General features: G+C 60.9%; 24 protein-coding genes and 2 pseudogenes. 14 read left to right on the top strand and 12 right to left on the bottom strand.

The genetic code is table 11. The annotated features are described in order from the left end of the window. Position 1 precedes the first annotated feature (1 nt). Positions 2–2,545 carry an excinuclease ABC subunit UvrA gene (uvrA, locus tag M1R55_RS25475; protein WP_249396098.1) on the bottom strand — a complete coding sequence of 848 codons (2,544 nt, stop codon included), beginning with the start codon at positions 2,543–2,545 and terminating at the stop codon, positions 2–4. 164 nt (positions 2,546–2,709) lie between these two features. On the opposite strand from uvrA, the gene M1R55_RS25470 reads away from it, so the two are divergent. The 4 genes from M1R55_RS25470 (at position 2,710) to M1R55_RS25455 (ending at position 9,491) form a co-directional block, all read left to right on the top strand. After that, a complete protein-coding gene (locus M1R55_RS25470; RefSeq protein WP_249396097.1) occupies positions 2,710–2,862 on the top strand; it encodes a hypothetical protein in 153 nt (50 codons plus the stop codon). A 535-nt stretch (positions 2,863–3,397) separates the two neighbouring features. Continuing rightward, entirely contained in the window at positions 3,398–5,497 is a 2,100-nt protein-coding gene (locus tag M1R55_RS25465; RefSeq protein ID WP_249396096.1) for a bifunctional diguanylate cyclase/phosphodiesterase, read from the top strand. Positions 5,498–6,063: 566 nt separating this feature from the next. Then, the gene (locus M1R55_RS25460; protein ID WP_249396095.1) at positions 6,064–8,880 is read left to right on the top strand and encodes an EAL domain-containing protein; all 2,817 of its coding nucleotides are present in this window, start codon (positions 6,064–6,066) and stop codon (positions 8,878–8,880) included. Positions 8,881–9,332: 452 nt separating this feature from the next. Then, positions 9,333–9,491, top strand: a complete 159-nt coding sequence (locus M1R55_RS25455) for a hypothetical protein (protein WP_249396094.1) — start codon at positions 9,333–9,335, stop codon at positions 9,489–9,491. Between the two features lie 987 nt (positions 9,492–10,478). Here the strand turns inward: M1R55_RS25455 and M1R55_RS25450 are convergent. From M1R55_RS25450 to M1R55_RS25430, 5 genes are all read right to left on the bottom strand, one after another. Continuing rightward, entirely contained in the window at positions 10,479–10,913 is a 435-nt protein-coding gene (locus M1R55_RS25450) for a response regulator (RefSeq protein ID WP_249396093.1), read from the bottom strand. Positions 10,914–11,181: 268 nt separating this feature from the next. Then, positions 11,182–11,430 (bottom strand): hypothetical protein, encoded by a 249-nt coding sequence (locus M1R55_RS25445; protein ID WP_249396092.1) that lies wholly within the window; start codon positions 11,428–11,430, stop codon positions 11,182–11,184. Between the two features lie 277 nt (positions 11,431–11,707). Next, entirely contained in the window at positions 11,708–11,869 is a 162-nt protein-coding gene (locus tag M1R55_RS25440) for a hypothetical protein (RefSeq protein WP_249396091.1), read from the bottom strand. A 252-nt stretch (positions 11,870–12,121) separates the two neighbouring features. Continuing rightward, positions 12,122–12,382: a hypothetical protein gene (locus M1R55_RS25435; RefSeq protein WP_249396090.1), complete on the bottom strand. Its 261-nt coding sequence runs from the start codon at positions 12,380–12,382 to the stop codon at positions 12,122–12,124. Between the two features lie 205 nt (positions 12,383–12,587). Beyond that, the gene (locus tag M1R55_RS25430; RefSeq protein WP_249396089.1) at positions 12,588–12,779 is read right to left on the bottom strand and encodes a hypothetical protein; all 192 of its coding nucleotides are present in this window, start codon (positions 12,777–12,779) and stop codon (positions 12,588–12,590) included. A gap of 788 nt (positions 12,780–13,567) precedes the next feature. Here M1R55_RS25430 and M1R55_RS25425 point away from each other — a divergent pair. The 4 genes from M1R55_RS25425 to M1R55_RS31900 all read left to right on the top strand — a co-directional run bounded on the left by M1R55_RS25425 (position 13,568) and on the right by M1R55_RS31900 (position 16,749). Next, positions 13,568–14,011: a hypothetical protein gene (locus tag M1R55_RS25425; RefSeq protein ID WP_249396088.1), complete on the top strand. Its 444-nt coding sequence runs from the start codon at positions 13,568–13,570 to the stop codon at positions 14,009–14,011. Between the two features lie 640 nt (positions 14,012–14,651). Then, positions 14,652–15,569: a DUF2382 domain-containing protein gene (locus tag M1R55_RS25420; RefSeq protein WP_249396087.1), complete on the top strand. Its 918-nt coding sequence runs from the start codon at positions 14,652–14,654 to the stop codon at positions 15,567–15,569. Positions 15,570–16,038: 469 nt separating this feature from the next. Next, the gene (locus M1R55_RS25415; RefSeq protein WP_249396086.1) at positions 16,039–16,566 is read left to right on the top strand and encodes a hypothetical protein; all 528 of its coding nucleotides are present in this window, start codon (positions 16,039–16,041) and stop codon (positions 16,564–16,566) included. 57 nt (positions 16,567–16,623) lie between these two features. After that, positions 16,624–16,749, top strand: a complete 126-nt coding sequence (locus tag M1R55_RS31900; RefSeq protein WP_256566071.1) for a hypothetical protein — start codon at positions 16,624–16,626, stop codon at positions 16,747–16,749. A gap of 4 nt (positions 16,750–16,753) precedes the next feature. Here M1R55_RS31900 and M1R55_RS25410 read toward each other — a convergent pair whose 3' ends face one another. From M1R55_RS25410 to M1R55_RS25395, 4 genes are all read right to left on the bottom strand, one after another. Next, entirely contained in the window at positions 16,754–17,218 is a 465-nt protein-coding gene (locus M1R55_RS25410) for an IS1 family transposase (protein ID WP_249396085.1), read from the bottom strand. Between the two features lie 184 nt (positions 17,219–17,402). Continuing rightward, positions 17,403–17,567: an IS1 family transposase gene (locus tag M1R55_RS25405; protein WP_249396084.1), complete on the bottom strand. Its 165-nt coding sequence runs from the start codon at positions 17,565–17,567 to the stop codon at positions 17,403–17,405. A gap of 644 nt (positions 17,568–18,211) precedes the next feature. Beyond that, a complete protein-coding gene (locus M1R55_RS25400; RefSeq protein ID WP_249396083.1) occupies positions 18,212–18,913 on the bottom strand; it encodes an NADPH-dependent F420 reductase in 702 nt (233 codons plus the stop codon). 69 nt (positions 18,914–18,982) lie between these two features. Continuing rightward, the gene (locus M1R55_RS25395) at positions 18,983–19,825 is read right to left on the bottom strand and encodes an inositol monophosphatase family protein (RefSeq protein WP_249396082.1); all 843 of its coding nucleotides are present in this window, start codon (positions 19,823–19,825) and stop codon (positions 18,983–18,985) included. A 110-nt stretch (positions 19,826–19,935) separates the two neighbouring features. Between M1R55_RS25395 and M1R55_RS25390 the strand changes: the two genes are divergently transcribed. Beyond that, positions 19,936–20,841: a LysR family transcriptional regulator gene (locus M1R55_RS25390; RefSeq protein WP_249396081.1), complete on the top strand. Its 906-nt coding sequence runs from the start codon at positions 19,936–19,938 to the stop codon at positions 20,839–20,841. 75 nt (positions 20,842–20,916) lie between these two features. On the opposite strand, the gene M1R55_RS25385 is transcribed toward M1R55_RS25390, so the two are convergent. Next, positions 20,917–21,813, bottom strand: a complete 897-nt coding sequence (locus M1R55_RS25385; RefSeq protein ID WP_249396080.1) for an AraC family transcriptional regulator — start codon at positions 21,811–21,813, stop codon at positions 20,917–20,919. 301 nt (positions 21,814–22,114) lie between these two features. Between M1R55_RS25385 and M1R55_RS25380 the strand changes: the two genes are divergently transcribed. The 4 genes and pseudogenes from M1R55_RS25380 to M1R55_RS25365 form a co-directional block, all read left to right on the top strand. Continuing rightward, positions 22,115–22,870: an SDR family NAD(P)-dependent oxidoreductase gene (locus M1R55_RS25380; protein ID WP_249396079.1), complete on the top strand. Its 756-nt coding sequence runs from the start codon at positions 22,115–22,117 to the stop codon at positions 22,868–22,870. Between the two features lie 361 nt (positions 22,871–23,231). Next, positions 23,232–23,666 (top strand): annotated as a pseudogene (locus tag M1R55_RS32470) (recombinase family protein). Between the two features lie 204 nt (positions 23,667–23,870). Beyond that, the gene (locus M1R55_RS25375) at positions 23,871–24,545 is read left to right on the top strand and encodes a YqhA family protein (RefSeq protein WP_249396078.1); all 675 of its coding nucleotides are present in this window, start codon (positions 23,871–23,873) and stop codon (positions 24,543–24,545) included. A gap of 867 nt (positions 24,546–25,412) precedes the next feature. Beyond that, positions 25,413–26,123 (top strand): annotated as a pseudogene (locus M1R55_RS25365) (IS6 family transposase); the annotation flags it as partial. On the opposite strand, the gene M1R55_RS25360 reads toward M1R55_RS25365, so the two are convergent. Continuing rightward, positions 26,084–26,401, bottom strand: a complete 318-nt coding sequence (locus tag M1R55_RS25360; protein WP_249396077.1) for an extracellular solute-binding protein — start codon at positions 26,399–26,401, stop codon at positions 26,084–26,086. The pseudogene M1R55_RS25365 and the gene M1R55_RS25360 sit on opposite strands and share 40 nt — an antisense overlap. Between M1R55_RS25360 and M1R55_RS25355 the strand changes: the two genes are divergently transcribed. Continuing rightward, positions 26,400–26,657 carry a response regulator gene (locus tag M1R55_RS25355; protein ID WP_249396076.1) on the top strand — a complete coding sequence of 86 codons (258 nt, stop codon included), beginning with the start codon at positions 26,400–26,402 and terminating at the stop codon, positions 26,655–26,657. The genes M1R55_RS25360 and M1R55_RS25355 overlap by 2 nt on opposite strands. Positions 26,658–26,899 lie beyond the last annotated feature (242 nt).

Below are 26,899 nucleotides of genomic sequence, written 5' to 3'. Positions count from 1 at the left end.
CCTACTTCTGCTGTTCCAGCGCCAAGTACCGGGCCAGATAAGGAGCCGTCCGGCTGTGGGCAGCTTGGGCGACCTCGGCTGGTGTGCCCACGGCCACCACTTGCCCGCCGCCATCGCCTGCCCCAGGGCCAAGGTCGATGACCCAGTCGCTGCTGGCAATGACCTGGAGGTCATGTTCGACCACGATGACAGTGTTTCCTGCCGCCACCAATCCGTCCAGCTGCCTGGTCAGGCGGTCGACATCGGCAGGATGCAGCCCAGTGGTCGGCTCGTCGAGTACGTACAGGGTATTGCCGCGCCCGGCCCGCTGCAGTTCGGTGGCCAATTTGATGCGCTGCGCCTCGCCGCCCGATAGCTCAGTGGCAGGTTGGCCCAGCCGCAAATAGCCCAGGCCCACTTCCCGCAAGACCTCCAGCGAGCGGAAAATCGGCGCTTCCTGCGTAAAAAAATGCCCAGCCTCATCGACGGTCATTTGCAGGACGCCTGCCACACTGTGGCCCCGGTACTGCACTTCCAGGGTTTCGGCGCTGTAGCGCGTGCCCTGACAGACCGGACAAGGCGCGTACACGCTGGGCAAGAACAGCAATTCCACCATCACAAAGCCTTCACCCTGACAGTGCTCGCAGCGCCCTCCCTTGACGTTGAAAGAAAAGCGGCCCGCATCGTAGCCGCGAGCGCGGCCCAGCGGCGTGGCGGCAAACAGTTTGCGGACGTGGTCGAACAGCCCGGTGTACGTCGCCATATTCGACCTTGGGGTGCGGCCGATCGGCTTCTGGTTCACTTGCACCAGCCGCCGAACCTGGGTCAGGTCGCCGGTCAGCGTGCCGCCGAGCGTGGTCGGGGCCCCGTCATCCAGCTCGGCGTCTTCCGGGGCAGGCACATCCTGATGTAGGTGGGCGGCCAGTACCTCCACCAGCACGCCGCTGACCAGGCTGGATTTGCCTGACCCGGATACCCCGGTGACGCTGGTCAAGACCCCCAGTGGAAAGGCCGCATCCACTCCGTTCAGGTTGTTGCGGGCGGCGCCGCTGAGGTGCAACCAACCGCTGGGAGACCTGGCAGGGCGCGGCGGCGCAGTGACCTGGCCGAACAGATAGCGTCCAGTCTGCGACTGTGCCACGTCGGCCAGGCCCGCCGGGGGGCCGCTGTACAGGATTTGGCCGCCCTGCTCGCCTGCCGCTGGCCCCACGTCAATCAGCCAGTCGGCCCGGCGCACCACCTCCAGATCATGTTCGACCACAAACAGGGAATTGCCCCCGGCCTTCAGGCGGTCAAGCGCGGCCAGGAGCGCCTCGGTATCGGCGGGATGCAGCCCGGCAGAGGGCTCATCGAGCACATACACAACGCCGAACAGATTGGAATACAGCTGGGTTGCCAGGCGGAGCCGCTGCAATTCGCCGGGCGAGAGGGTGGGTGTGCTGCGCTCCAAGGTCAGGTAGTCGAGGCCCAAATCCAGCAAGACGTCCAGCCGCGCCACCAGATCTTCAGCCATGCGCTGAAGGGCCATCACTTGCTCGGGGTGTGCCGCTTCCCGCTGGGCCTGCCCGCTGGCCGTGCCCCGCGCAAACGGCGTGAGCAGTTCCGAGACGCGCTGGAGGGGCAAGCGTGACAAGTCAGCGATGTCCAGCCCCGCGAATGTGACGCTCAGGACTTCTGGCCGCAGCCGCTTGCCGTGGCAAGCGGGACACTCCCGGCTAAGCATGAACTGGGCCGCCCGCTTTTTCATGGCGGCGCTCTGGGTGGTCGCAAAGGTATGGAGCACATGCCTGCGGGCACTGGTGAACGTACCCATATAACTGGGTTCCGATTTGCGTTTCAGGGCGCGTTTGGTTTCTTCCGGCGTCAAGCCTGGATAGACGGGAACCACAGGTTGCTCGTCGGTAAACAAAATCCAGTTGCGGTCTGCCTGCGGGAGCTCGCGCCAGGGTCGGTCGACGTCGTAGCCCAGGGCTATCAGAATATCGCGCTGGTTTTGGCCGCCCCAGGCCGTCGGCCAAGCCGCGATGGCCCGTTGCCGGATGGTCAGCGAGTCGTCGGGCACCATAGATGCCTCGGTCACGTCATAGATTCGGCCCAGTCCGTGACAGCTCGGGCAGGCGCCCTCTGGCGTATTGGGCGAGAACCCTTCGGCATAAATGAGCCCTTGCCCGGCTGGGTAGTCACCCGCCCGCGAATACAGCATCCGCAACAGGTTGGACAGGGTGCTGACGCTGCCCACCGACGAGCGCGTCGTGGGTGAGCCGCGCTGCTGCTGCAGCGACACCGCGGGCGGCAGCCCCTCTATGGCGTCGACATCCGGCGCCCCCACCTGATGAAACAGCCGCCGTGCATACGGGGATACCGATTCCAGATAGCGCCGCTGCGCCTCGGCATAGAGCGTGCCAAAGGCCAGTGACGATTTGCCTGACCCAGAAACGCCGGTAAACACCACCAGAGCGTCACGCGGTAACTCGACATCCACGTTTTTGAGGTTGTGTTCGCGCGCTCCACGCACTTGAACGAAGCCGCTGCGTATTGAAGAGGAGGCCTGTGGAACGCGTTTCATGGGCGCATTATCGGTAGCCCAGTCGGGCTGAACTTTGAGAGAGCCTGAAGATCCGGGAACGAGTGGCAGGGCAGCACGGGCCCATCGCTCGGGCGGCTTGGCTCTGAACCAAAGGTAGACACCCAGCCACGCGATGACGGCTGCGGTACGCCCTGTCGCGTGCCTTGTATGAGCGGGCGGGGGCGCTGCTCGCGGGGAATCCGGACGAGGCCACCCGGCTGGGCCGCCTGCTGCTGGACATGGATCCTTGCGGCCAAGCGGCCCTGCATCTCACGCTGAAGGCGCTGCGTGCAGGCCAAGATCACCGAAGCGTGTGATTGTTGGCCCGTCAGCTGAATGATTGCTCAAGCGAAGGACTTTCGCCTGCTGATAAGGTCTGTGCCATGCAATCGACGCTCAATTCATAGTCTCCCCGCTGTTGAGGTGAGCGCAGAGGCAAGCCAGGTATCACTGCTTCTGGAAGAATTTGTCAGGGTCTAGAGGGCTGATTGTGGCCCGGTTGTCCTTGACAACAGACAAAGAGGAGGGCTGGCGGCTTTGGCTCTGTTCCGCCGCTCCAGCGTTGAAGAGAAGACTGGGTCTCCATCGTTTGATTTCATTCCTAGAGGTTGATTTGTCCGGTTCAGTCCCACCCCTTGATGCGTCCACCTGTCTGCTTCTTCTGGCTGACACCAGACTTGTCTGGTGTCATGGAGCTTCCGAGAATTTTGGGGGAAAGGTGACTGCACCGAGACAACCCCTTGGAAACCAAGCAACGCCGGATCAGACCATTCGAGCAGATCAGATGTGGTCCGCAGGCGGCGGCCACGGGCAAGACGGGAGTTGGGGCGATCCTGCCAGAGTTTCGGGCGCGTGACGCAGCCTCTGGCAGGTGCACTCGTGCTCGCGGCCGCGCTTGACCAGAGCCAAGACGCGGTGCTGCTGACTGACGCTGGAGGAGACAGTGCGCAGGAAAAAGGGATGCCGGAGCCGCGCATCGTGTACGTCAATGCGGCGTTCACCCGCCTGACGGGCTACACGCTCGCTGACCTCCTGGGACAGCCGCTACGCGTCTTGCAGGGGCCGGGCAACACCCGTACCACCCTCGACCGCCTGAGCAACAGTCTGCGCCAAGGCGCCGGCGTGCAGGCCAACCTGCTGAACAGACGTAAAGACGGGAGCGTGTACTGGGCAGACCTGACGCTGTCTCCCGTGACCGATGAAGGCGGCGCCCTGACCCACTGGGTTGCCGTGCAGCGGGAGGTGACGGCCCGCCGGCAGTTCACGGCAAACCTCCAGACCGCGCAGGCACAGGTCTGGGAGTTGGCCATCAACCATGCCCCCCTCGAGGACGTGCTGGCCAAGCTGCTGACCACGGTAGAGCAGCAGTTCGGGGGAGCGCGCGCCGTCATCGTGCTGCCGGGTCAACATCAACACAGCTTGACGGTGGCGGCCGAGCCGAAAGGGAGTGAGGTGCCCCCAGGTCCCCACGCACAGCTGTCCCCTTGGGATCAGGCCATCACCGACAGGAGCGGCGCCCTCCTCGGCAGACTTCAGATCCAGTCTCAAGAAGACCGGCTCCCGGACGCCGACGAACGCGCCGGGCTGGAGGCCGCCGCAGGACTGGCGGCCTTGGTCATGCAGAGTTGGGCGTCGCAAGCAGAGTTGGAACGGCGGAGCCTGCATGACGCCCTGACCAGCCTGCCCAACCGGGTGCTGTTCGAACGAGAACTCGAGCGCCTGCTGGCCCACGGCGACCCTGACCAACTGATTGCAGTGGGTCTGATGGATCTCGACCGTTTCAAGCTGATCAATGACACGCTCGGCCACAGCGTTGGGGACGCCCTGCTGCAACAAGTAGCGATTCGACTTCGGGGAGCGCTGAGACGGGACGAGCTCCTGGCGCGCATGGGGGGCGACGAGTTTTTGTTGTTGCTGGATCAAGCGGCCACCCCCCAAGCGGTTCAGCAGGTCGCCGAACGGCTCCTCCATACGTTCAGTCAACCGTTTCTCTTGGCGGGGCGTGAGATTTTTATGCAGCTGAGTCTGGGCTTCAGCATCTTGCCCCGCCACGGCGCCCGCGCTGAACTGCTCATGCAGCGCGCCGACACCGCGATGTATCAGGCCAAGCGTCAGGGCGGCGGCTACGCCCTGTACCGTCCAGACAGCGAGGAGCCACTCCTGGCCATGACGCTGGAAAGTGGGCTGCACCGCGCCCTGGAGCGCCAAGAATTCACCATTCAGTATCAGCCGCAACTGGATACCCGGACAGGTCAGCTGGTGGGCGTGGAAGCGTTGCTGCGCTGGCAGCACCCCGAACTGGGCCTCATCTTGCCCGGAGAGTTTATTCCTCTCGCAGAAGTGACGGGACTCATCGTGCCCATCGGTGCGTGGGTGCTGCGCCAAGCGTGTGAACAGGCAGCGCAGTGGGTCATCCGCATGCCGCAGTTGCGCCTGGCCGTCAATCTTTCGGCCCGGCAGTTCCAGCAACCTGACCTGATGGAGACCGTCATGTGGGCGCTGGAGTCCGCTGGGCTGGCCCCATGGCACCTCGAACTTGAACTGACCGAAAGTATGCTGGTACAGGTACAGGATGCCGAAGCGACCTTGCAGGCGCTGAAAAGATTGGGGGTGCGCATTGTGATCGATGATTTCGGCACCGGGTATTCCAATCTGTCTTACCTCAAGCACTACTCTGTGGACGCGCTGAAAATCAACGCCACCTTCATCGCAGAGGTGGGCGGCCACGCGGTCTCATCCATGCGGGATGAAGTGCTGGTCAAAGCGGTCATGAATCTGGCCTACGCGCTGGATTTGGCGGTGACCGCAGAAGGCGTTGAGCGGCCGGAGCAACTGGAGTTTTTGCGCCGTCACAATTGCGATGCCGTACAGGGGTTTTTGCTTGGGCCGCCCCAAAAGGCAGCTGTGTTGATGGAAACGTTTCCTCAATTGGCGCCCTCCCCGCCGGCCTGAGAGGTGATGTGGCCTGAACGGGGTTGGGGGAGGCTGACTGCCCGTGAACGACGCCAAGCCGGACCGCCGCCCCTGCCCTCTCTCGGTTGCGGGTGGCTGGTAGAGGGCAGGGGCTGGAGTGAGAGGACGGGTTCTCTTGTCCAGCCTTCGAACAGCTTGATCCATCCGCATGTTGTCCAGCAGTGTTACGGGGTCGTGGTCAACGACTTGTTCGGCCTCAGGGTGCTCTGCAATGGGGCACGGTTGACGGGTGTCTGTTGGTTCGCGCGGGTGCCGGAATGCGCCTTTCACCCCTATTATTCCTGTAGAAGATCACTGCTGGAACGCTGAACCGTCGTGGGAGTGGGACAGCGGCGAACATCCAGCAGGGGCGGCACCTGAAGACCACCCGCTTGCGAACACGGTTCCTGGTGCAGGGACTTCACTGAACAACCTTAAGGAACTGGGGGCAACGTACGACTTCTGCACAGCTCATGGCCTTGAATCGAGTCAACTGTAAGGATGCTCTGTTCCCTGCCCTGCAGCTGTCGGTTGCATTGGCTGTTTGATGATCGTGCCGGTATGTTATGACTGCCCCACCCCTCCGCTCTGAACTTTCCGTCGTCCTCGCTGCGCTGCCCCCAGAAGCCTTGGACACGCTGCTAAGCATGGGCGGACAGCTCATGGGCGCTCACGTGCTCCACGTGAGCTTGGTGGCCAGCACGGCAACGGGCGTTGAGATCACGTGGCATCGAACCTGGGCAAATCCCGATGTGCCCGTTGAGGCTGCGTCGGCTCTTCAGGCGGTGGCGTTCAGTCAAAACGGGTGTACAGGCACGCTGAATTTTGCTCTCTCGCCGGCGGCCCCCGCAGCGGCCGACCTGGAGCGGCGCGCCCAACAGCTGTGGACCGCCCTGCTTGAGCAATTGGCATGGCATGCCGAACGCCTGACCCTGCGCCAAGCCCACGATCAACTCGGTGCGGTGGTGCAGGCCGCTCCCTTGGCCGTGTACGCCCTGACCCTCGAAGGCTGGGTCAAACAGTGGAACCGGGCCGCCGAAGACACGTTCAGCGTTTCTCAGGCGCAGACCATGGGACGGAGGCTTGATGATGGCCTGCTCAGTGCGGCCTTCGCCTCGCTGCGGCGCAGCGCGGCCCGTAGCCACTCTCCCATGGCGCCGCAGCAGCCGCACCTCACCGGCGCTGAGAGAGAAGCGCTGGCGGTGACCTTGAGAGCCGCGCCGGTGCCCGGCGGTTTGGTGGGCACCGCGCAGCGCCTGTCTGTTGAAGAAGTGCAGGCCCTCTACACCCGCCAGCAGTTGGCCCTGCTCGAATCGGTGCTGGCCCACGCCAATGACTCGGTGCTGATCACGGAGGCTGAGCCGATCGACCAGCCCGGGCCGCGCATCGTGTACGCCAACGCCGCCTTTATCCAGACCACCGGGTACACCCTGGAAGACGTGCTGGGTCAGACGCCCCGGATATTACAAAGCTCGCGCACCGACCGTCAGGTGCTGGACAGGATTCGCTACGCCCTGACCCACTGGCAAAGCATCGAAGTCGAGTTGGTCAATGCCCGCAAAGACGGCAGCGAGTTCTGGGTGGAACTCTCGATTGCGCCAGTGGCCGATGCAACCGGCCACTACACCCACTGGATTTCGATTCAGCGCGATATCACCGAACGCAAGCAATTCGCCGAGCACCTTGACCGGGAGCGGGCTCAGGTGTTGGAACTCGCCGCCCGCAACCGCCCCCCCTCAGAGGTGTTGGCGCGGCTGTTGGGCACGGTCGAGCGCCAGTTTGCCGGCCGCCGCGCCGCCCTCGTGCTGCCCGGAAAGCCGCCGCAAGTGTTCACCGTTCAGGGTGAAGCACAGGCCCAGGATCAACGCCTGTGGCTGGCCGGAGAGACCCGAGCGGCTGACCTGAATCCTGCGGCCTGGCGTCAGCCGTTTGGGAGACCGCACACCGGAGGGACAGGCCTCTTGGTGGTGCAGGGCTCCGGGGCCCACCTGCCCAATGTCGACGAGCGCGTCCAGTTGGCCGCCGCCGCCCAGCTGGCCGCGTTGGTGATCGACCGCTATGACGCCCAAGCCGCCCTGGAATATCAGGCGCTGTATGACGCCCTCACCGGACTGCCGAACCGCACCTTCTTCGAACGGCAACTGGGAGCGGCCCTACAACATGCGCAACGCAGCGGAGAGGCCGTGACCGTGGGGTTGATGGATCTCGACCGCTTCAAGCTCATCAATGACACTCTCGGACACAGTGTCGGGGACGCCTTGCTGCAACAGGTCGCCCTCCGGCTGCGCGGCGTGTTGGGGCCGCACCGCCACCTGGCCCGGCTGGGCGGCGACGAGTTCCTGTTCTGGTGGGCCGGCGAAGGCGACGTCAGCCCCATCTCCGCGACCGCTGAGCACCTGATGGAAGCCTTTCGTGAGCCCTTCCTCTTGGCGGAACGCGAGGTTTTTATGCGGCCCAGTCTCGGCTTCAGCGTCTTTCCACACGCCGGTAGCAGGGTCGAGCAGTTGGTGCAGCAAGCCGATAGCGCGATGTATCAGGCCAAGCGGCGTGGAGGCGGCTACGCGCTCTACGCCGCCCAGGGCCAGGAACCGTTGGCCGCCATAACCCTAGAAAGTGCGCTGCACCGGGCGCTGGAGCGCCAGGAATTTGTCTTGCAGTATCAGCCGCAGTGGCAGGCCCAGAGTGGGGAGTTAAGTGGGGTCGAGGCCCTGCTGCGCTGGCAGCATCCTGAACTGGGCTTGGTGCCGCCAGATCAATTTATTCCGCTGGCGGAAGTGACGGGGCTGATCGTGCCGATCGGCGCGTGGGTGCTCCAGCAGGCCTGTGTTCAGGCCGCGGCCTGGCTGGACGCCGCGCCAGACTTGCGTATGGCGGTGAACCTTTCCGCACGTCAGTTTCAGCAACCCGACCTCATCGACACCGTGACCTGGGCGCTGGAGACGTCCGGTCTCCCCCCCCACCACTTGGAACTCGAACTCACCGAAAGCATGTTGATGCAGGTGGTGGAGGCGCGGGAAACTTTGGGGCGGCTCAAGGCGTTGGGGGTGCGGGTGGCGGTGGACGACTTTGGCACCGGCTACTCCAATCTGGCGTACTTGAAACAGTACCCGATAGACAGCCTGAAAATAGATCGTTCATTTACGGCCGGCGTGGGAGGAAATCAAGCGTCTGCACCGCAGGCCGAGGCATTGATGCAGGCCATTATTCAATTGGCCCATGCGTTGAATCTGGAAGTGACGGTGGAGGGCGTGGAAACGCGGGAACAACTGGACACCGTTCGCCGCCTCGGCGGTGAATACATTCAAGGCTACTTCACGGGTCGGCCCCAGGCCGCTCAGCAGGTGACGGGTCAGTTGGCCGCCCGGCTCCCGACCAGCTCCTGACCCCTACGCGGTCGCTGCCCAAGATGAGTCAGGGGCGCTGTTGTGGAATGCAGGGAACGGCAGGAAGCCTGCACCGCAGAGGGTGAGTCGGGGTGTAGGAGAGCAAGCAGCGGCAACATTCTATGAGGGTTCACGGAGCGCCACCAGACTGTCCATCAGGCTCACCTCACCCAAGCGCGGCGAGCCGCAGCTGTGATCACAGCTCACGCCACCCGAACGCGCTCCGAAACTAGCCTGCAGACCACTCCCTACAGGCGGTAGGGGTGGGCTGCTCTAAACCGGATCCCGCGCCGTGTGGAAGTTCCTGCAGCAGACACACGCCGCCTGAGACAGATGGGGGCCATGTGCCCCCACTCGGTTTTAGTTCCTGAACGTTTCTCCGTAACGGAGACTGTGCCGGAAGTGCTAGCAGTCCCGACACTTCCGGCATACCTGGGAGAGAGAGGCCCGACATGTTCAAACCCGGTTATCTGTTCCTGTACTTCGCCTACCTTGCCCTGACTGCCCACCTTCCCGCGCCCTATGACGGCCTTGCAGCCCTCTGCGGTATTTGTTCCGGCCTGATCGACTGCTTGCCCCTCGCCCGACTCTGGAGGCCCGCCCATGACTGAACCGCACACGCTCACCCCCGCTGCCCCTCCCCTGACTGGCGAGTGCTTCAACTGCGAAGCGCCTCACGCCGTGCTGCACTTCGTATCCGCCTTATGCCCCGTTCCATCTCTGCCCTGAATGCTTCCGCCGTCATGCGCTGTATGACGGACGCTGCGTATGGACAGCTCGAATTGTTAGTACGTGAATCAGTGGCCGCATGGGTCAGCGTATAGGGAGAAACGTTACGCCGCCCTGAGGTGGGCGAGCGGTTCCGGCCTATGGCGGAAGTGTTCGATGAAGAGGAAGCCGCACAGCATGAACGGCGCACCCGGACAATCAGCAGTCAACCTCCCATGAACGCGCCTTTTGTTTGCCGCTCTGTTGCCGTCTGTTTGCCGGAAGTTGTAACACTCTGCTACAAGCTCGCCCGCTCCAGGTCGTGACGTTTTGCCACATTCTGAGAGGTGGTCAGGAATGCAGACAACCTAGCCGCGCTGGGCGTCGCCGTTTGCATTCCCAACGGCGGGCAGGCGTCGAAGTCATGAGCAATCCGTAACCCTGAGGGGCTGCCGTGAGTATGACTCACAGTGCCCAGCGCCCCGGCCTGAGTGACGCTGGGTAACATTTGCTCCTGTGTGGATTCGTCATGGGGTGTTGCAATCCTTAACACCCTTGCAGGATCAGTCATGGGGAACCCCATAACACTTGAGATTTATTCCCCGGTTGTCCCTACCTAAAAAGGCCGCGTCCCTTGAGGGCGGTTTCAGTTCCTGAAACGTTCAGGGATTCCCGGGCAACTACCCACCAAAAAAGAGGTGAATAGCGTCTGTCAGGCGGAGGGTATTCAGGTTCACTCACTCGGTCAGCACCTCTCTACCCCGAACGATAAATAACGCTGCTGAGGTGTTGACCTTCCAACTGGAACACCCGCACAGCCACAGGGAGGTCTAGAAGAGACTGACAAGGTGAACGCTTCTCCTGAACGATAGGTTGAGCTGGTTTAGGCTTCAATGAGGCGACTGAGAGGGGCAGGGTACAGTGCGGGCGAGGCTCCAGAACTTCACCAGGCTGCGGACTTGCTGACATAGCGTTTCAAACGCCAGGTCTTTCACGACGTAAGCATTGGCACGCAGGGCATACGCTCGCCGCATATCTTCATCCGAGGTCGAAATTGTAAATACTACAATGGGCAGTGCCTGAAGCTGAGGGTGGGCCTTGAGGGCAGCCAGCACCATGAAACCGTCCGGCTCAGGCATCTTCAGGTCGAGCAATACCACATCAGGCGCGAGGTGTTCGAGTGAGATCAAGTGGGCCAAGCCAGCCGCGCCACTGTTCAAGACCATCAGGGTACAGGGCTGCTCAAGCAAAGAGAATGCTTCTTGAATCAATACGCTGTCTGCTGGATCGTCATCAATGAGCAATACTCTTAAAGACTGCCCCATAAGCTCATCAGCCCCAGATGAACTGCTGAGCTAGACCAGACAGCGTATTATTCATAGTTTAAGTATAGGAGAAAAGACACGGCTAAGAGACAACAGCCAGTGGAAACACAAATCTTCAAAGGTGCACGTCAAGCTCTACCATTCACTCTTGAAACAAGGCTTCATTCAGATTAGAGGGTTTGTCTCTAGTGCCCAAGTGGGTGAGCGATTCTTGGCATTGACTTATTCCCGTTAAGAAGCATTTGCCGGAATTGCGAGCACCCCCGACCTACTCGGCAGACTTCGCCCGCTCTAGGTAGTCAATGAGGGTAGCCTCTACCACGTCTGTCATGCCTTGCAGTCCAGCAAAGCCCGCCACGGCCCGTTTCAGTTCCGGCCTGATCCGCACATTCAATTGCTCGCGGGGTACGTCTGTACGTTTCAGTGTGCCGTCATCCCCACGCTTGCTCTTCCGCTGGGCAGGCAGGGCAAAGGCGGAAGGGTTCTGTAGGGCCGCGTTGCCTGTGGCCGCTTTCACTGTAACTTCCGGAATTGCTAGCAGTGCTTGCCTTTCCGGCTGTCTCTCGCCTGCTTGCATCTCAGGCCATAGGGCGTCGGGCTGTGCGGGGGTTTCGCTGGGCTAGGCATCCTGCAGTGGTTTGGCCTAGTCGAAGCGACTGCCCTTTTTGCGGGTCATGCCTGCACTTCAGCGGCCACAGCCTGTAGGTCTGCCCCTGCTTCGCTTGCCCGCTTATCCCTATCCCACGTACTAGGCTACCCGCTTCCGCTGCTCTTTCGTGTGTCGTATAAGCGCCTTACCACCGTATTGAGGGGCAGGCCACACCCGCCGCTCTCAGGGCGTCCCGTGCTTCATGGCTTACCCGCCCGATTGGAGGCGCTTTGCTGATCACCACCCGCACCGCTTCCAGGTGGCCGCCCGCTTTGAGTTGCTGCCACAGACTGAGGGTGCTTTGCATCTCCAGGCGCGAAACTCCACAAAGTATTAATGCGCGATCAAACCCCCGCACCAATTCCAGCCAGTCAGCGACAACGGGCCGCCCCTCATTGTCTACGATCAAGGCCTGGATCGCCTCGCAGGGGCACGGCAACGGTGCACAGGCCACCGCGAGCGCCCTCCTCTCCGCCATGCAGGGACGCTCGGCTTAAGCCCACGCAAAAAGCATCCCCGCCTGCCAGCCGAAGCTGGGGCGGGAGCATGTGAGAAGTTTCTAATTGCCTTCAATCGCTTGGTAGTCCTCCACAAGGCTCTCAGGCTGTCTCATTCGGTAGCCAGCATCTTGCACCAAGACTTCGGCGCCGTTGAGATGCGCATGGTAGTGGTAGGCGGTGATCTGCATTTTGCCGGCCTGCCCTAAATCCACCACTTCACCATATTGAGGATGTTTAGGGCAGTCCTTGATAAACACCCGTGCAGCCCTTGCACCCAGCCACAGCTCCCGCACCAGCACTTGATCTTCAGCATATTCCATGTCCAGAGGGTAGGCTGACTGTGGGAGCCCAACAGGGGAAAGAAACCTTTTGCCCGGGTTGTCCAGGATCAGCGGCCGGGGAAGAGACGCTTGAAGGCCACCTCGATCAGCCACAGCGCCCCGTCCTGCAGTGAACGGGTTGTTATGGACAGCAAAAAAGCCCCGCTCCGCCAATGAAGGAGGGGCGGGGCTTCGTGCAGCAGGTCTAGCGGTCGCCCGCACTGGCCTGCTTCTGCGCTTCTTGGTACACCAGTGGAGCCATCGCCACGGCCGCCAGCAGCAGGGCGATGAGTACGCTGACGGTCATCGCCTGGAGGTCACCTGTAAACAACAGCAGCAACGTCACCACGCTCAATGCGCCGGCGCCACCCATGAGCACCTGGAGAAGCAAGTTCATGCCTGTAGTGTGAACAGGTTGCTCGGCACTTACCTTCACACAGAGGTGGGTGGAGCCGGCTCCACCCAGTGGGACGATCTGTTCATGTTTGAGGTCAACTCATGACGGAAGCTTCCCGGTGAACTGAAGCGGCAGGGCACCTGCCCGCCCTCCAACAGTAGACCTTCTGAGCTGTTGACCTGTGACCCACACGTCTCTGCCTGCGCGGGAGCAAGCCTGTCTGCCGAGCAGCTGGAGACCTGGATGAATCCTAGGACAATTTGAACTCCCTCCCAGAAGCGCTGTTCGCAACGCGTTGACCCTACCAGAGGCCGTAACGCAGGGGGAACGTGGAAGCCCTTGGCGTGCCTTAAGGCACCGGCCCAGACTGAATGGTTCGCGAGCTGAACCAGAAAACGTGCCGGCCCTCCAGATCGTTCAAGCTCGCGTTTGTGTTCCTGCATTTCCCGTCAGGTGACCTCCCCCAGGGTGGAACGCGTGAACTGTTGTCCAGCCCTCGGTCTCTCCCCCACTCCCACTGCGCGGTGAGGGAGAGTGGATGGCGCAGCTGGCTCAACAGCTTGCCCACCGAGCCGGGACACCTTCAGGAGCTGCGCGCCGAAATCAGTCGTCAAGTGGTGCAGACAGAAGCTCAACTGAACGCCGTCCAGTGGCAACGGGAAGACAAGGATCGGATGAACCTGCGGTGTAATCCATGGGCACATAGGAGCGGCAATCTAACGCAGGATTGGCTACATTACAGCTCGGTTCCCATCCCGTCAACGCTGTCCTTCACCTGTGGAGCACCCATGAAGACTTGCCTGATGACCCTCGCCACCCTCACTTTAACTTCTGCAGCGCTGGCCTGCCCCGCCCAACAAGGCACGTTGGGTAATGGCCTCATGCCGGCCATCGCCGGCATGCGGGCAGAATGCGGCCCCAACTACCAAGCGTTCAGCAAAAGCCTCTTGTCGGGCGGCACCCTGAAAGGCGGCTGGGCCGAAATGTATAGCCTGCCGATGACCACTGCCACCGACAACCAACGCTTCAGCGCGGCCCTACAAAAAATGACGTCGACACTGACCACCAAGGGTTACGTGTACTTCAGCACGTCTGATGTGGGCAGCGACAGAGACGCTCCTAGGCTGCTGAATTTTGTGAACAAGAAAACCAAGCGGGTCTTTTCTTACCTGTTGGTGCGCGAGGGCAGCCGCATGACGCTGGCGATAGCGGGCACAGGTGCAGGAAAATAAGCGGCATTGCTGGAAAATTTGGGAGTGCAGAGGGGACAAAGGCCGCTCGTTCAGCGATGCTCTGCGCTCCTTGACCGAGACCGAGCGCCAGCAGACCGCCTCTGACGGGGGAGGCAGAGGCTGTTGAACTCTTCCCGGGCGTCTGGACACGCACAGATGTTGTGATGGGTGGCGAGTGGAGGGCATCCTCTAACCGCTGTTTCTGTCGCTCCAGCACGGGTCGCCTGCGGGGAACGACAGACCCTCCGAATTCGCCACATCCACTGTGACGCCCGGAGAAGCGCGCCCAGCCTTCACTAACTACCGCGTTCTTCATTGTCCAGCACCACGCACTTCTTCTCAGGGCTTCTCCTCAATTATCGCCGGGTGTTGGTCGTGTTGGAACACAAACGAACCCTACAGGGATTGGATGGCAATCCCTGTAGGGGTTCATCTCCAGCAGACCATAGATCCAGACCTCAGGTGGGCACGGGTTCGGCATGGATTCTTCACCCCTCGTATGGTGCTCCTTGCCCCTGTCTTCATTTTTAAGGGCTCAGGTGAGGATCTTCACGGGTTTGGCGGGAAGACTGGTCAGCCGCCAGTCAGACTTGAGGTGTTGGGGCAGCTCCACTGCCCAAAGCGATAAAGGAGACCTCGGATGGCGAGACTGACCCCCCTAAATCAACTGGTGAAAGACCATGCCTATGACCTTGGTGCGGATGCGTTTGACCCCACCAATTTGCCTGCTTACGCAATGAACAGCGATAAAGTTGGCACCGTTAAAGGTGCTCTGACCGATGACGACGGTAAGATCCGCTACCTGATGGTTGATGTGGGCCGGTGGATGACCAGCAAGCAGGTGGTGGTGCCGGTGGGGTTGGCCCGTGTCGAGGATGACGGCGTGTACATCGACAGCCTGACCCGTGAGCAGGTCGCAGACCTCGCTCCTTACACCGAAGGCCAAGAGTACACTTCTGATACCCAAGCCGCCGACGAGCGCGTCTTGCGCGGGACAGGTTCGGCCGTACCCCCCGTCACTGGCCTGGATTTCAACTACCGCGACGACGACACTGATACCCTGTTTCGCACGCCCCAGAAATTGCAACTCTTGGAAGAACGGCTCCAGGTCAACAAGAGCCGGGTCGCTGCAGGCAGCGTGGAAGTGGGCAAACGGGTCGAGACCCGTCAAGAGCAGGTCAACGTGTCGCTTGAGCACGAGGAAATCACCATTGAGCGCCGTGCAGTCACCGAGCCTCGTCTCGTGGAAGGCAACGTCACGCTCGGTGCCGCCTCAGAGACTATCCGGGTGGATCTGGAAGCCGAGGCAGCCAAAGTGAGCAAGCAGGCCTACGTCACCGAAGAGGTGGAAGTCGGCAAGCGCACCGTGACCGAGCAGCAAACCTTCAGTGAAACGGTGAACCGCGAGGTCTTGGACGTCGTCAAGACCGGCGAGGTCTCGGTGAACACAGGTGGTATGAACGTCACCACCGCCGACGGACGCACGGCTGTGCAGAAGGTGGACGACGCAGTCAAAGACGCTGTAGACCCCCTTGACGGCAAGATCGACCGCCACTGAGGCCATATGACTCCCGTAAGTGGTTTCTGCCACCCTTGGTGCAGAGGTCAGCATGAGTAAAGAACTCCGTGTTAACGACCCCCTGGCCAACCGGGCGCCCCTTGACCTGATTGACCCGCGCGAAGAAGTGGTGGTCGAAAACGTTGCGAACGGGGGCCCGCGTCGAAATGCGCTGGGAATGTTAGTCACGTGGAGAAATCATTCCAGTGGGAGTGGTTATTAAAGTGCTGGTGATAACCGCACAACGTAGCGGCCCTACTGTCTTGCTCGGCGGCCTCCCCCTCAGGTCTAGCGAACGCTGGAAAGTCATCCTCAAACCAAGCCATAGCTGACCTCAGCAAACAGGTGATGGTGACCCACCAGATCGTGGTGTACGAAGACTGACACGCTTAGAAATTCCGTCAACCGTTGAAACTGGCCCCCGAAAAATCGTCGTGACCCGCAGCTCCAGCCAAAGGAGAACTTACAGATGATCCCCATCAATGAACGTCTTGAACAAATTAAAGAGAAAGCGAAAGAAACCCGTGCCCAAGTGGAGCATGAGGCGTCCCTACAGGCCGTGAAAGCGGCTGTGAGAGGTCAAGCCCAATTGCTGGATCTGCTGACCGAACAACAGACAGAACTGAAAGCTCTCCGGCAAGACGTTACCCGCTGGGGGCAGGCCCGTTCTGGGAATGGTTTTCCTTGGAGCCTGTTGATGTTGGCTGCGGGAGTGTATGCCTTGTACCGTTTTAGCCCAGCAGTGCAAGGCCGGGTCAACGATCTTTTGGGTCAGGCGGATCTAGGCGTAAAGGGCAATCTCAAGCGAGCCGGCCAGGCTGCAGAAGAGGCCGTAGATGACCTTCGGGATGGCCGGTATCCCAGTGGCGCCGCTGACCGAGTGAGCGGTGAACTGCGCCGCGCAGGTCAGAAAACTGCCGATGGCTTGAAAGACGGAAGGGATGAACTCAAAAGCGAGGGAATAGATCGCTTGGACGGCCACAATGAGCCTCGTTGAACCCAGCACTGTGCCGATTCGAATCGTTTGCGCTCTGTCCTTCGAAGAGAGGAGCGGATGACTCGGCTTAAAGGCGCGGCAGGTGGTATTCCTTGGTTGCGGCTGATTCTGATTCTTTTGGCCTTGGTCGCCCTGGTATTCGGTCTCGATTATGTGGACGTGATTCCGCTTCATTTTTGGTGAGGTGTCAAGCCCCCTGCTGATCTCTTGATCTCTCCCAGTGCATGAATTTGCCACCCAGTGCAAAAACTCGCTGGTCGCAGCCGCTTCCGGTCGTGGCTTCAACGTAATGACGCATTGTAGCGATGAATGAACATCCAGACAAGGAGTTCGAGATGCTCTGATTTGCGGCTGAAGGACAAACTTTTGCGTACCAATGAGCGATTCGGAGCCGCAACGTGGCGTTAAGCCGTTCGATGTGTTGTGTGCCGCCAATCACGTGCAGCGCACCAAATACCACGCCTTTATAGGCGCTGAGACCGTCGGTATGACACACGGCATCTCGGTAGGGAGTGGGAAGGCTTTGCCACAGCAGGGAGGCTCTAGCAGCATCTCGGTGTCCGATGAAACAGCCCACGATCTGGCGGGTGGCGCGGTTCATGGCGAGCCAGATCCAGATGTTCTTTGTCTGCTGCGCCACAAAAGTGCTCACTCGTCACACTCCAGCACCAGCGGGGCTGGTGCTGGAGTGTTCACGCTTTTTTTGCTGCAGAAGATTCAGGCTCGATGGCGTGTGGTACGGTCTTCATTAGAGATTGCGAGTGTCGACGGAACCAACTCCGACTGACCCCAACAACGCGGCAAATGCCCCGGTGGGACAACCGTTCGGAGAGCAATCAATCCACCAAGGTCACGGTTTCGGGCGAAATCGGCGTTCGGGTGTGATTCAAGGTGAACTGATGCCGACAAACCCGGCAGAGATACCGCTGTTTGCCGGTGTGGGCGTGACCGTTTTTGACGATGTAGACGCCCTCACACGCTGGACACGTCAAACCGTTCATGCTCCATTAAACTGCAATCATTCCTAAGAAGCCACGACCACCCGTCTGCATAGTTTGACTTCCCCTGTATACCGCACTATATTGGGAGAATCAAAGGCGATCCCCCACGGGTCGCCTTTCTTGTTTGCACGAGCCATCTGTGCTTCATTACAGAGCCTTAGGGCTTCCCCTGTCTCGCTCTTCTTTGAGTTGCTCCTGGCACTGAGGTGAAACGGGCGTGCAAGGGGAAGGCTTTTGCAGCAGTCTATTCCGTGAAGCGCTCTGAGCGGCGCGTTTATTCTCTGACCTTGCCGCCCTGGTCATGGAGGGCCGTGTCGAGGTCGGTGACCGCTAGGCTGAAGGTGCGGGCCGTCTCGGCCACATCCAAGTGGAATGGCGCGTACCGTAGTCCAACTCCGCAACTTCGTGGGCTATCGGCACAATCATCCCGACCAAGGGCATGGCGAAACATGGCATCTGAACCAGTTTGGTCGGCGGCTTGCCCCCAGCGGCGGCGTAACGTCCCGCGAAGTCACGGATGGTGACGGCTGGCGGGGACGGCACGTGCCATGCCCGCCCTTCGTTGGCCAGCGTGACCAAGGCTCTCGCCATCTCACGGTTGTCTGTGAAAGTGTGCGGCATGTCCAAGCGTCCGCGCCGTAAGATCAGTGAGCGACTGTCACAGCGAAAGGCACGAAACCGAGGGTTTTGACCAGGTAGGGCACGAACAAAAAGAGTTCTTCAGTGCCGCGTGCCGTGGTTACATCGCCTAGATCCATTAGCTGCTCGTTTTGCCAGCCGAGTTCGGCCAGCAAGGCCCGTACTGTAGTTTTGGCCCCTGCATCGTTGCCAGAGAGAAACGCGGTCGGGGGACTGCTCAGGCCCTGTGGGTTGGTCATCACTTTGAACATCATGGTGTTGAGCGTTTTCACCACCCGGGTGTGCGGCAGGGCCGCCTGTAGCTTCTCTGCCAAACTGCTGCCCGGATAACACAGGTCACCGAGGGGAGAGGTGGCGTTGCGCTGGGTCGCGTTGGTGACGTCGACCAAGATTTTGCCGCTAAGTTCTGAACGCAGGGCGCTCAGGCGCTCCAAACTGGTGTCACCCGGCGTGGCGTTGATAACGATTTGGCCGTCCCGGGCCGCCGCTGCCGTGTCGGTAAAGGTTACGGCGGGGCCGCTCCAGTTGGCCGCCGCGTCGTCGGGATTCAGCGTGCCCAACAGGAGGCGGTGACCCTGACTCGCGAGCTTGGTGGCCAGCCCCGAGCCGACGCGGCCGGTGCCGCCGAGAATAGCGATGGTGATGGGGGTCGAGAAGGTCAATTCGGGGCTGTTTGGTAGAGAGCCAGCAGGTGAGGATGGGGTCATGGTCAACTCCTTGGGAATGAGATGGACGCTGTAGGCGTCTGTGGTTGGGCAAATGGGCAGCTCCTGGATTCACCGCACGGTCAACAGCACGTTGATGGCAGCGCTATGGAGGCCGGGGGCACTGGCCAGAAAATCCCCACTGTCCAGCGTCCAGGGCTGTCCACGTGTGTCGGTCACGGTGCCCCCGGCCTCGGCGGTCAGCAACGCTCCAGCGAGCAGACCGCTGCGAACCGCGCTGAATTGCCAGAAGACGTCCATCCGCCCAGCAGCTACGTGGATCAGCTGGAGGGTGGCAGGCACAGCGACTTTGAGCACCAGCGCACTGCCTAACATGGCGGTCACGGACAGGCCGATGCGCCGGAAGGTGTCGCTGCTTTCGCCGGGCCGGGCTTGACCGGTGCCGACCAAAGCACCGTCCAGATCATCCTTCGCTGAGGCCCGCAGCGCCACACCGTCCTGAAAGGCCCCGCCACCCTGCACGGCGGTGTAGGTGGTGCCAAGCAAGGGAAGATGCACCACCGTCAGGACTGGCACGTTGTCGCGCACCAGAGTGGCAGTCACACCCCAGTCCGTCATGCCGTGAATATGGTTGACGTTGCCCTCGACCGGATCGGTGATCCACCACTCGCCACCGGGCAGCAGGCCGCTTTCCAGCTCGTCTTCCACCCAACCGGCTTGAGGCCGGGCCTGCAGGAGTGCGGGACGCAGAAGGGTCAGCGCTGCGTCGTCATTCGCGTCGATGGCGGCAACGACGTCATCACGGGTTTTGAACTCAGGCCGGTTCTCGAATCGCTGGAGCAGGAGTTGGCCGGTGGCTTCAACGCCAGCCACAACGGTAGGCAGCAATGCTTGATCTTCGGCCAGAGAGGCGTTGGGTTGATCAAAGGCTGAAATCAGAGTGGTGTGCGTCATAACAGTGTTCTCCTCGAATAGGTGAAGTCATCTCGACCTCAGTGCCTCTTACCTTAGAGACCATGACCCTTGTCGTCAAATACATTATTTGCAGTTGTAATATTACTCTGATGCATCTTGACTTGAATCTGCTGACTGCCCTGGACGCCCTACTGGAAGAGGGCAGCGTGGCAGCCGCTGCCGAGCGGCTGTACCTCTCGCAGCCAGCGATGAGCCGCACGCTCGGCCGCATCCGCCGCACCACCGGCGACCAGATTCTGGTGCGGACTGGGCGTGGGATGACGCCCACCCCGTATGCCCTCTCCGTTCAGGCCGAGGTGCATGCCTTGGTGCAGCAAGCACGCGCGGTGCTCACGCCCAACCGCGTGCTGGATTTGGCAGGCTTGGAGCGTGTGTTTACCTTGCAGTGCAACGAGGCCGTCACGACTGCGGTCGGCCCACGGTTGCTCGCGGCGGTTCAGGCCCTGGCCCCCCGGGTCAAGCTGCGCTTTTTGGCGGAGAGCCGCACGGACACCGCTGAATTGCGCCAGGGCCGGGTGGATCTCGAATTGGGGTCCACTCCACCCGTCTTGCCTGATCTGCGCTTTGAAACGCTGGGCACCGGCCAACTGGTGGTGGTCTGCCGCCCAGGCCATCCGTATCTCCAGAGTGAGCCGACTCTGGAAGCGTTTGTCAGCGCGCCGCACCTGATCATCTCGCGGCGGGGCCGCCTGCGCGATCCCATCGACGAGGCATTAGAAGAGCACGGTGTAGAGCGCCGGGTGCTGGGCGTGGTGCCCACCACGACTGCCGCACTGCACTTCATCGGGTTGAGCGACCTGTTGGTGATGGTTCCAGGCGACCTATGCGCGTCGGTGATTAGGACTCTGGGCCTCCACACAGCGCCGATGCCATTGACCCTGACGCCCCTCGCACTCGTGCAAGTCTGGCACGGACGCTACGACAATGACCCGGCTCACCTCTGGCTGCGTGGGCAGGTTCGGGCACTGATACAGGAGGTGATGACCCTCGGATGAGTGGCCGAACCTGGTCAGCGGAGGGTGCGGGTGGGACTGAATGGTCGGTGGTGACCCTCGGCTTGCCTGATCAAGCTACGCCGCCGCTTCTGCCCCACTCCTCATGGCCGCCGTGTCTTTGACGGGCGGCAGACCAAACATCCGGCCATACTCCCGCGTGAACTGCGACACGCTCTCATACCCCACCGCAAACGCAGCCCGGCTCGCCGACCAGCCTTCTGCCGTCATCAACCGGCGCGCCTCAATCAGACGCAACTGCTTCTGAAATTGCAGCGGCGAGAGCGACGTTACGGCACGGAAGTGGTGGTGGAACGACGACGGACTCATGCTGGCCGCCTTGGCCAGTCGGTCGACCCGCAGCGGCCGCGTGAACTCGGCCCGCAGAACAGCGACCGCACGCCCCACCCGCTGGGCATGGCTCTCCGGCCAGCCCAGTCGATGAATCGCCGCCCCGTGCCGACCAGCCAAGAGCCAGTAGTGCAGTTCGCGCATCAGCTGCGCATGCAGCACCGGCACCGCCGCCGGGTGCTCCAGCAGACGCATCAGCCGCAGCGCTGCGTCAGCGACCTCGGTATCGGTCGGCTGGACCCGCACAGGCGGCGCACCCTCGGCCACCGACACGGCCCTCATCTGCATCGTCAGGTCGGCAATCACCGCCGGGTCGAGGTTCAAGACCAGCGAGAGGTAAGGCGCGGCGACGCTCGCGCACGTAATCTGGCTCACGGTCGGCACATCCGCCGTGATGAGCAGCGAATCACCCGCGCCGAACGCGAAGGTCTGGGTTCCCATCGCCACCTGTTTGCTGCCCTGCAAGACGAGACAGACGAGCGGCCTGGAGATCGCGTGGACCAGGCCGCTGGGCACCACCTGCCGGATGATCGTCAGGCCAGGAATGGGCGTCTGCGCCAGACCAGCCGGGTCGGCACAGGTCTCCACGTACCGGCGAACAGTGTCGAGCAGCGGGTCAGACATGGCGTGATCCTAACCTCTTCAGGGGAGCTGTTCCTAGGTTGCCTCAGAGAAATAGGCAAAAAACAGCGAGGTTTCGGCAATGCTGTCCGGCCTCTCGGCTCCTATCATCCATACAGCAGACCGCTTCCAGGTCTTTGCTGCCGAAGAACCAGAAAACGTTGCACTGGGCGCCTCGCGCGTCTGTGCCCCTCCACCTCCCCCAAAGAGGGAGGAGCCTGGTGTTCATGGACAGTGTCCCCTCACTGCCCTGAACCTGTCCGTCCCATCCATTCGCCGCTTTATACCTCAGAGGAGTTCTCCCATGACCAACATCGCTCTCGTGACCGGAGCCAGCCGTGGGCTCGGCCGCAACACCGCACTCAGCATCGCCCGCCACGGCGGTGACGTCATGCTCACCTACCAGAGCCGGGGTCAAGAAGCGCAGGCTGTGGTCGCCGAGATCGCCGCGATGGGCCGCAAGGCCGTTGCCTTCCAACTCGACACCGGCAATGTCACCGGCTTCGCGCCGTTCGCCGATCAGGTCCAGACGGCGCTGCGCGAGACCTGGCAGTGCGAGACGTTCGACTCCCTGGTGAATAATGCTGGACACGGTGACTATGCGCTGATCGAGCAGACGACCGAAGCGCAGTTCGACAGCCTCGTCAATGTGCATTTCAAGGGCGTGTTCTTCCTCACCCAGGCACTCTTGCCGCTGATCACAGACGGCGGCCGCATCGTGAACCTCTCCTCTGGTCTGACCCGGGTGTCCTATCCCGGCTACTCCGCCTATGCGGCGGTCAAGGGCGCCGTCGAGGTGCTCACCGTATATATGGCCAAGGAGCTGGGGAGCCGTGGGATCGCGGTCAATACGGTCGCGCCGGGCGCAATTGAGACAGATTTCGGTGGCGGTGCCGTCCGCGACAACCCGGACGTCAACAGGATCTTCGCGGAGATGACGGCGCTCGGACGCGCGGGCCTGCCCGACGACATCGGGCCGATGATAGCCTCGCTGCTGTCCGAGAACAATCGCTGGGTCAATGCACAGCGAATTGAAGTGTCTGGCGGACAGGGCATCTGATCGGGAGAGTGGCCCGCGCCTGGTCATCCAAGAACCTTGTCTGGGGCAGAGCCTAGCTGTCTCCATGACGAGGAGGGAGAGTTCGCGGTCAACCAGCGACAGCAAACATCACTGATGCCCAGTTCACGGACGAGAGACGCTTTGGGTTCACCGCTCTGTACGCGGTCTTGAAGTTACTGAACCTGCTCGACCGACAACCCTGGCGCAGGCCAAAATTTATAACCACATGAGAGATGTTGGATGCGGCTACTCGCATCATGGAAAAGGGAAGCCTTTTGCAAAGTGGAAGGGGCTGTGATGAATACAGCCTTTTCCTGTTGCAAAAGCCTGTCGCTTTTGTGCTTCTTTTTGCCATAGGGTTTTGCAAGGACTCTCGTTGCCTACGCGCGTCTCCACGGATGATCAGACCACGAACCTTCAGCTGGATGCTTTGAACAAAGCTGAGGCGGTGCAGATCTTTGCAGAGCAGGCGAGTGGAGGCCGCTGGGATCGCCCCGAGTTACACGCGATGTGAACCGACCTCCGGGCAGGCGACACGGTTTTGGTCTGGAAAATAGACCGCCTCAGCCGTTCTTTATCCGACTTGGTTCGCATCATGGAGCTGCTTGACCAGCAGAGGGCGACCCTAGAATCTCTAACCGAGCCCATCAATACGACGACAGCGTTCGGGAAAGCCATGATGCAGATGGTCGGGGTCTTCACGGAAATGGGGCAGGCCAACTTAAAAGAGCGCACCAAAGTGGGAGTCCAGGCGGCCAAAACAAAAGGGTCAAGTTCGGATGGCCCAAGAAATTGACTGCGGCGCAACGAGTAGACGTAGACATTGTCCGCCGGGTGATTGGCAAAGAACTCAAAGCTGCCGACGTAGCCCGGCTGTTTCGATTGGACAGCGCCACCCTGAGCTGCCTGCTGCGCAGTGCTCCTGTGTCCTGCATGGCTGATCTCCACTCTTCCTTGAACCTCGCGTGCCCTGTCCTTCTGGCCCGCCATCATGGGCCCCATGTCCACTCCCCCACCTCACGAGCAGTCCAAACGTGAATGGTTTAGCGATCTGATCGGTCGCAGCCGCTTTGTCGTGCTCATCGCTGTCATTGCCGTGCTGCTGGTGTCGTTCAGCCTGTTCCTGCAGGGCACCATCTTGGCGCTTTACACCATCTATGACACCTGGCATGAAATGTTCACCAAGGGCATTGCCAGTCAATCCGGCACCCTGGCCGTCGAGTTCCTCGAAGTGGTGGGCACAATGCTCAAGGCCGTGGTGTTCTACCTGATCGGGGTCGGGCTGTACTCGTTGTTCATCAAACCGCTCAACCTGACCAGTGCTTTGGGCGTCGAGAGCCTTTCAGACTTAGAGCAAAAAGTGGTCTCCGTGATCATCGTGATTTTGGGCGTGACCTTTCTCGAACACTTTATTCGTTGGGAAAAACCTCTCGAAACCCTGTACTTTGCAGGCGCCTTGGCCTTAGCAGGCGGCGCACTGGTGTTCTTTCAGCGGGTGCACCAAGGGGGCGGCAGTGACCTACAGCAACCCGAAGCCAAGCTGCGAGCCCGACGGGAACTGTTTGAACACGACACCGAGCAGCGCGAGATCAAAGAACGCGATGTGCAGCGGGCCGAAGCGGCCACCCAAGCCAAAGTCGAAGGTAAAGTCGATGCTGATCAAGGCAGCGAATAAGGACGGCTCCCCCCTCGACGCGCTCAGATGCCTGTAATGTTGGAAACTGTATCGTCAAGGGTTGACCGTGGCCGGGGCTGTTGGGACGGGTTTTCTCAACATTGGGCTGTCCCTTTGTGCATCTTTTCCGCCGCCCGTCGAAGAACTGCCCGGCGTCACCAGAGGCCCACTGGGACGCGCGTTCAAGCTGGAATCTGGCCGAGGATGCTGAGGCCGAAATTCTAAGGGTGATCGTGCAATTTGATCTCGTTCACTCGGGCAGCAATGAACACGGCGGAGTGCCGTGAAAAGATCAAGGCGGCTTCGTCCTTTAAGGCGGGCCATACCTGAACTGGATCACCCTCAAGTTGGAACCACACCCCTCTGGACAGATGGACGCCGTCCTGAGGGCAAATGATGCCGGCCACCGTCTCCTGCCCGTTCGGAGAGCAGACCAGCACGGGCTCTGTCCAGCCGCTTGGGAGAATTGAGGGGAGCGGTTCAGGTGCTAGATCCACGTTTCCTCGCAGACACAGGGACAGACGGAGGCTCTGGGGGCAGCTTCAAGGGGTTCTGTTGCCTTAACTGGTTCTATGGCAGACAGAGGGTAAGAGTGGCCTGAAGTCCAGGCCACTCTTGCGGCGACCGTTGACCGCGTCTGGAACGCTTTTCTCTGTTTGCTTCGTCTGGTTGTCGCGGTAACGCCTGTTCGGATGTGACGATGGAGATTCTCAAATCGGGCCTGCAGGCTCAGAAATGCCTGCGCTCGTTTCCGCCGCCTAAATCCAAGTTGCTGCCTTGTTGACGTCGTGTGGGACGGCGAGATTACAGGGCGATGTTGTGACACTGGGCGGTTCTGGCTAGTTAAGTGCGGTAGGCTGATCGTCTGTATCTGATCGCAAGCCCTACCGCCACCGTTTATCCCCTGAGCATCATCCAGTACGCCCTCTGGCTCTCTCACCGCGTCTCGTTGAGCCAACGTGACGTTCAAGAATTGCTTCAGGAACGCGGCACCCTGATCAGTCACGAAACCCTGCGCCAGTGGAGCATCCCGTTCGCACCGCTCCTGATTGAAGTCCTGCGTCACTGGGAACCCCGCCGGGGTTCCCAGTGGTTCTTGGACAAAGTATGCATCGAGATCGGTGGCAGGAAACACTGTTGTGGCGGGCCAGCGACGAATCCGGCGTCGTCCTCGACCTCCTTATACAAGCTCGGCGAGATACCCAAGCAGCAAAGACCTTTCTCTGCAGACTTTTGATAAATGACGACGTGCCAGACGTGATCCACACCGTCAAGCTCTGGAGCTCCGGAGCGGCACTCAAAGAACTCCCGGTGCTCCACAGCGTGGAGCACGTCCAAGTCATCTCGACGGCGCGCGGCAACAATCGGACCATGCAATCCCATCGCCCGACCCGACAACAGGAACGAAGCCAGATCGGCTTCAAGAATTCAAGGCGAGCACAGGAATTCTTAGCCCTTCACGCCCATGTCTTGAACCTCCACCAGCACATCCGAACCACTGTTCGCGCCGACCTTCGAAGATCAAACCAAGACCATGCTCATTGGGCGTGGCGAGCTGCAGTTGAAGTGGCCGTCTGAACTTCAGATGGCCACCGACCTCCCTCGGCCCTTCCCTGATGAACTTGCCAGAACTCCCAAGGGCGACCCGTGAGAGGGGCGACGAATCCGGCGTCATAGAGTGGCAGCACGGAAACTTGGCTACCTGCACTGGCCATGACGTAGAAGAGGTCGGCGCCGTTGCCACTTTGCAGCTGGGTGCGGAGAACCTGAGGGTAAGCGGTGCCGATGGGAAAGTATTCGGCTGTCATTTTGATGTTCGGATACGTTTTCTGGAAGGCGGCGATCAGGGCGTCCATGGGAGGATTGCCTGCCCCAGTAGGCTGCGCGATCAGCCGCAAAGAGCCGGATCTGGATCTTCCGCATGGATTTGGAATGCCGCTGGTACACCGGGTACTGACCCTGGTCGAGCCCACGCCGGTGGTGATTCTGAGCGGTCAGGACAACGAAGCCAGTGAGGCGCAAGCCGCCGCATTGGGGGTGCATGCCTACCTGGTGAAGAGTCAGGAGGCGGTGAGAACCTTGGTGGCGGCCCTGCGCCTCCCCCAATCTTAAGTCAGAGTCAAGGCGCGAGCCGGGCAAATTACAGGTCAACCCCCGATTATGCCGGGCGGACTGAGCGCCTTGTCAGCAGCTGACAAAGACAGCGCGAGCATAAATGTAGACATGCCTGTGGTCGTCCACTCAAGGGCTATACCACCGATTTCCGCCCGGCTCCGGAGATATTTAAGAAGAGCTTCATAGGTGAGCGGTTCAGCTGTTCAACCCAGGCCTGCTCTCCAGCCAGCCCCGGATCC

Source organism: Deinococcus sp. QL22 (assembly GCF_023370075.1).
Classification (GTDB): domain Bacteria; phylum Deinococcota; class Deinococci; order Deinococcales; family Deinococcaceae; genus Deinococcus.
The sequence above is the reverse complement of the archived record's forward strand: the minus strand, read 5'-3'. Positions and strand labels throughout refer to the sequence as shown.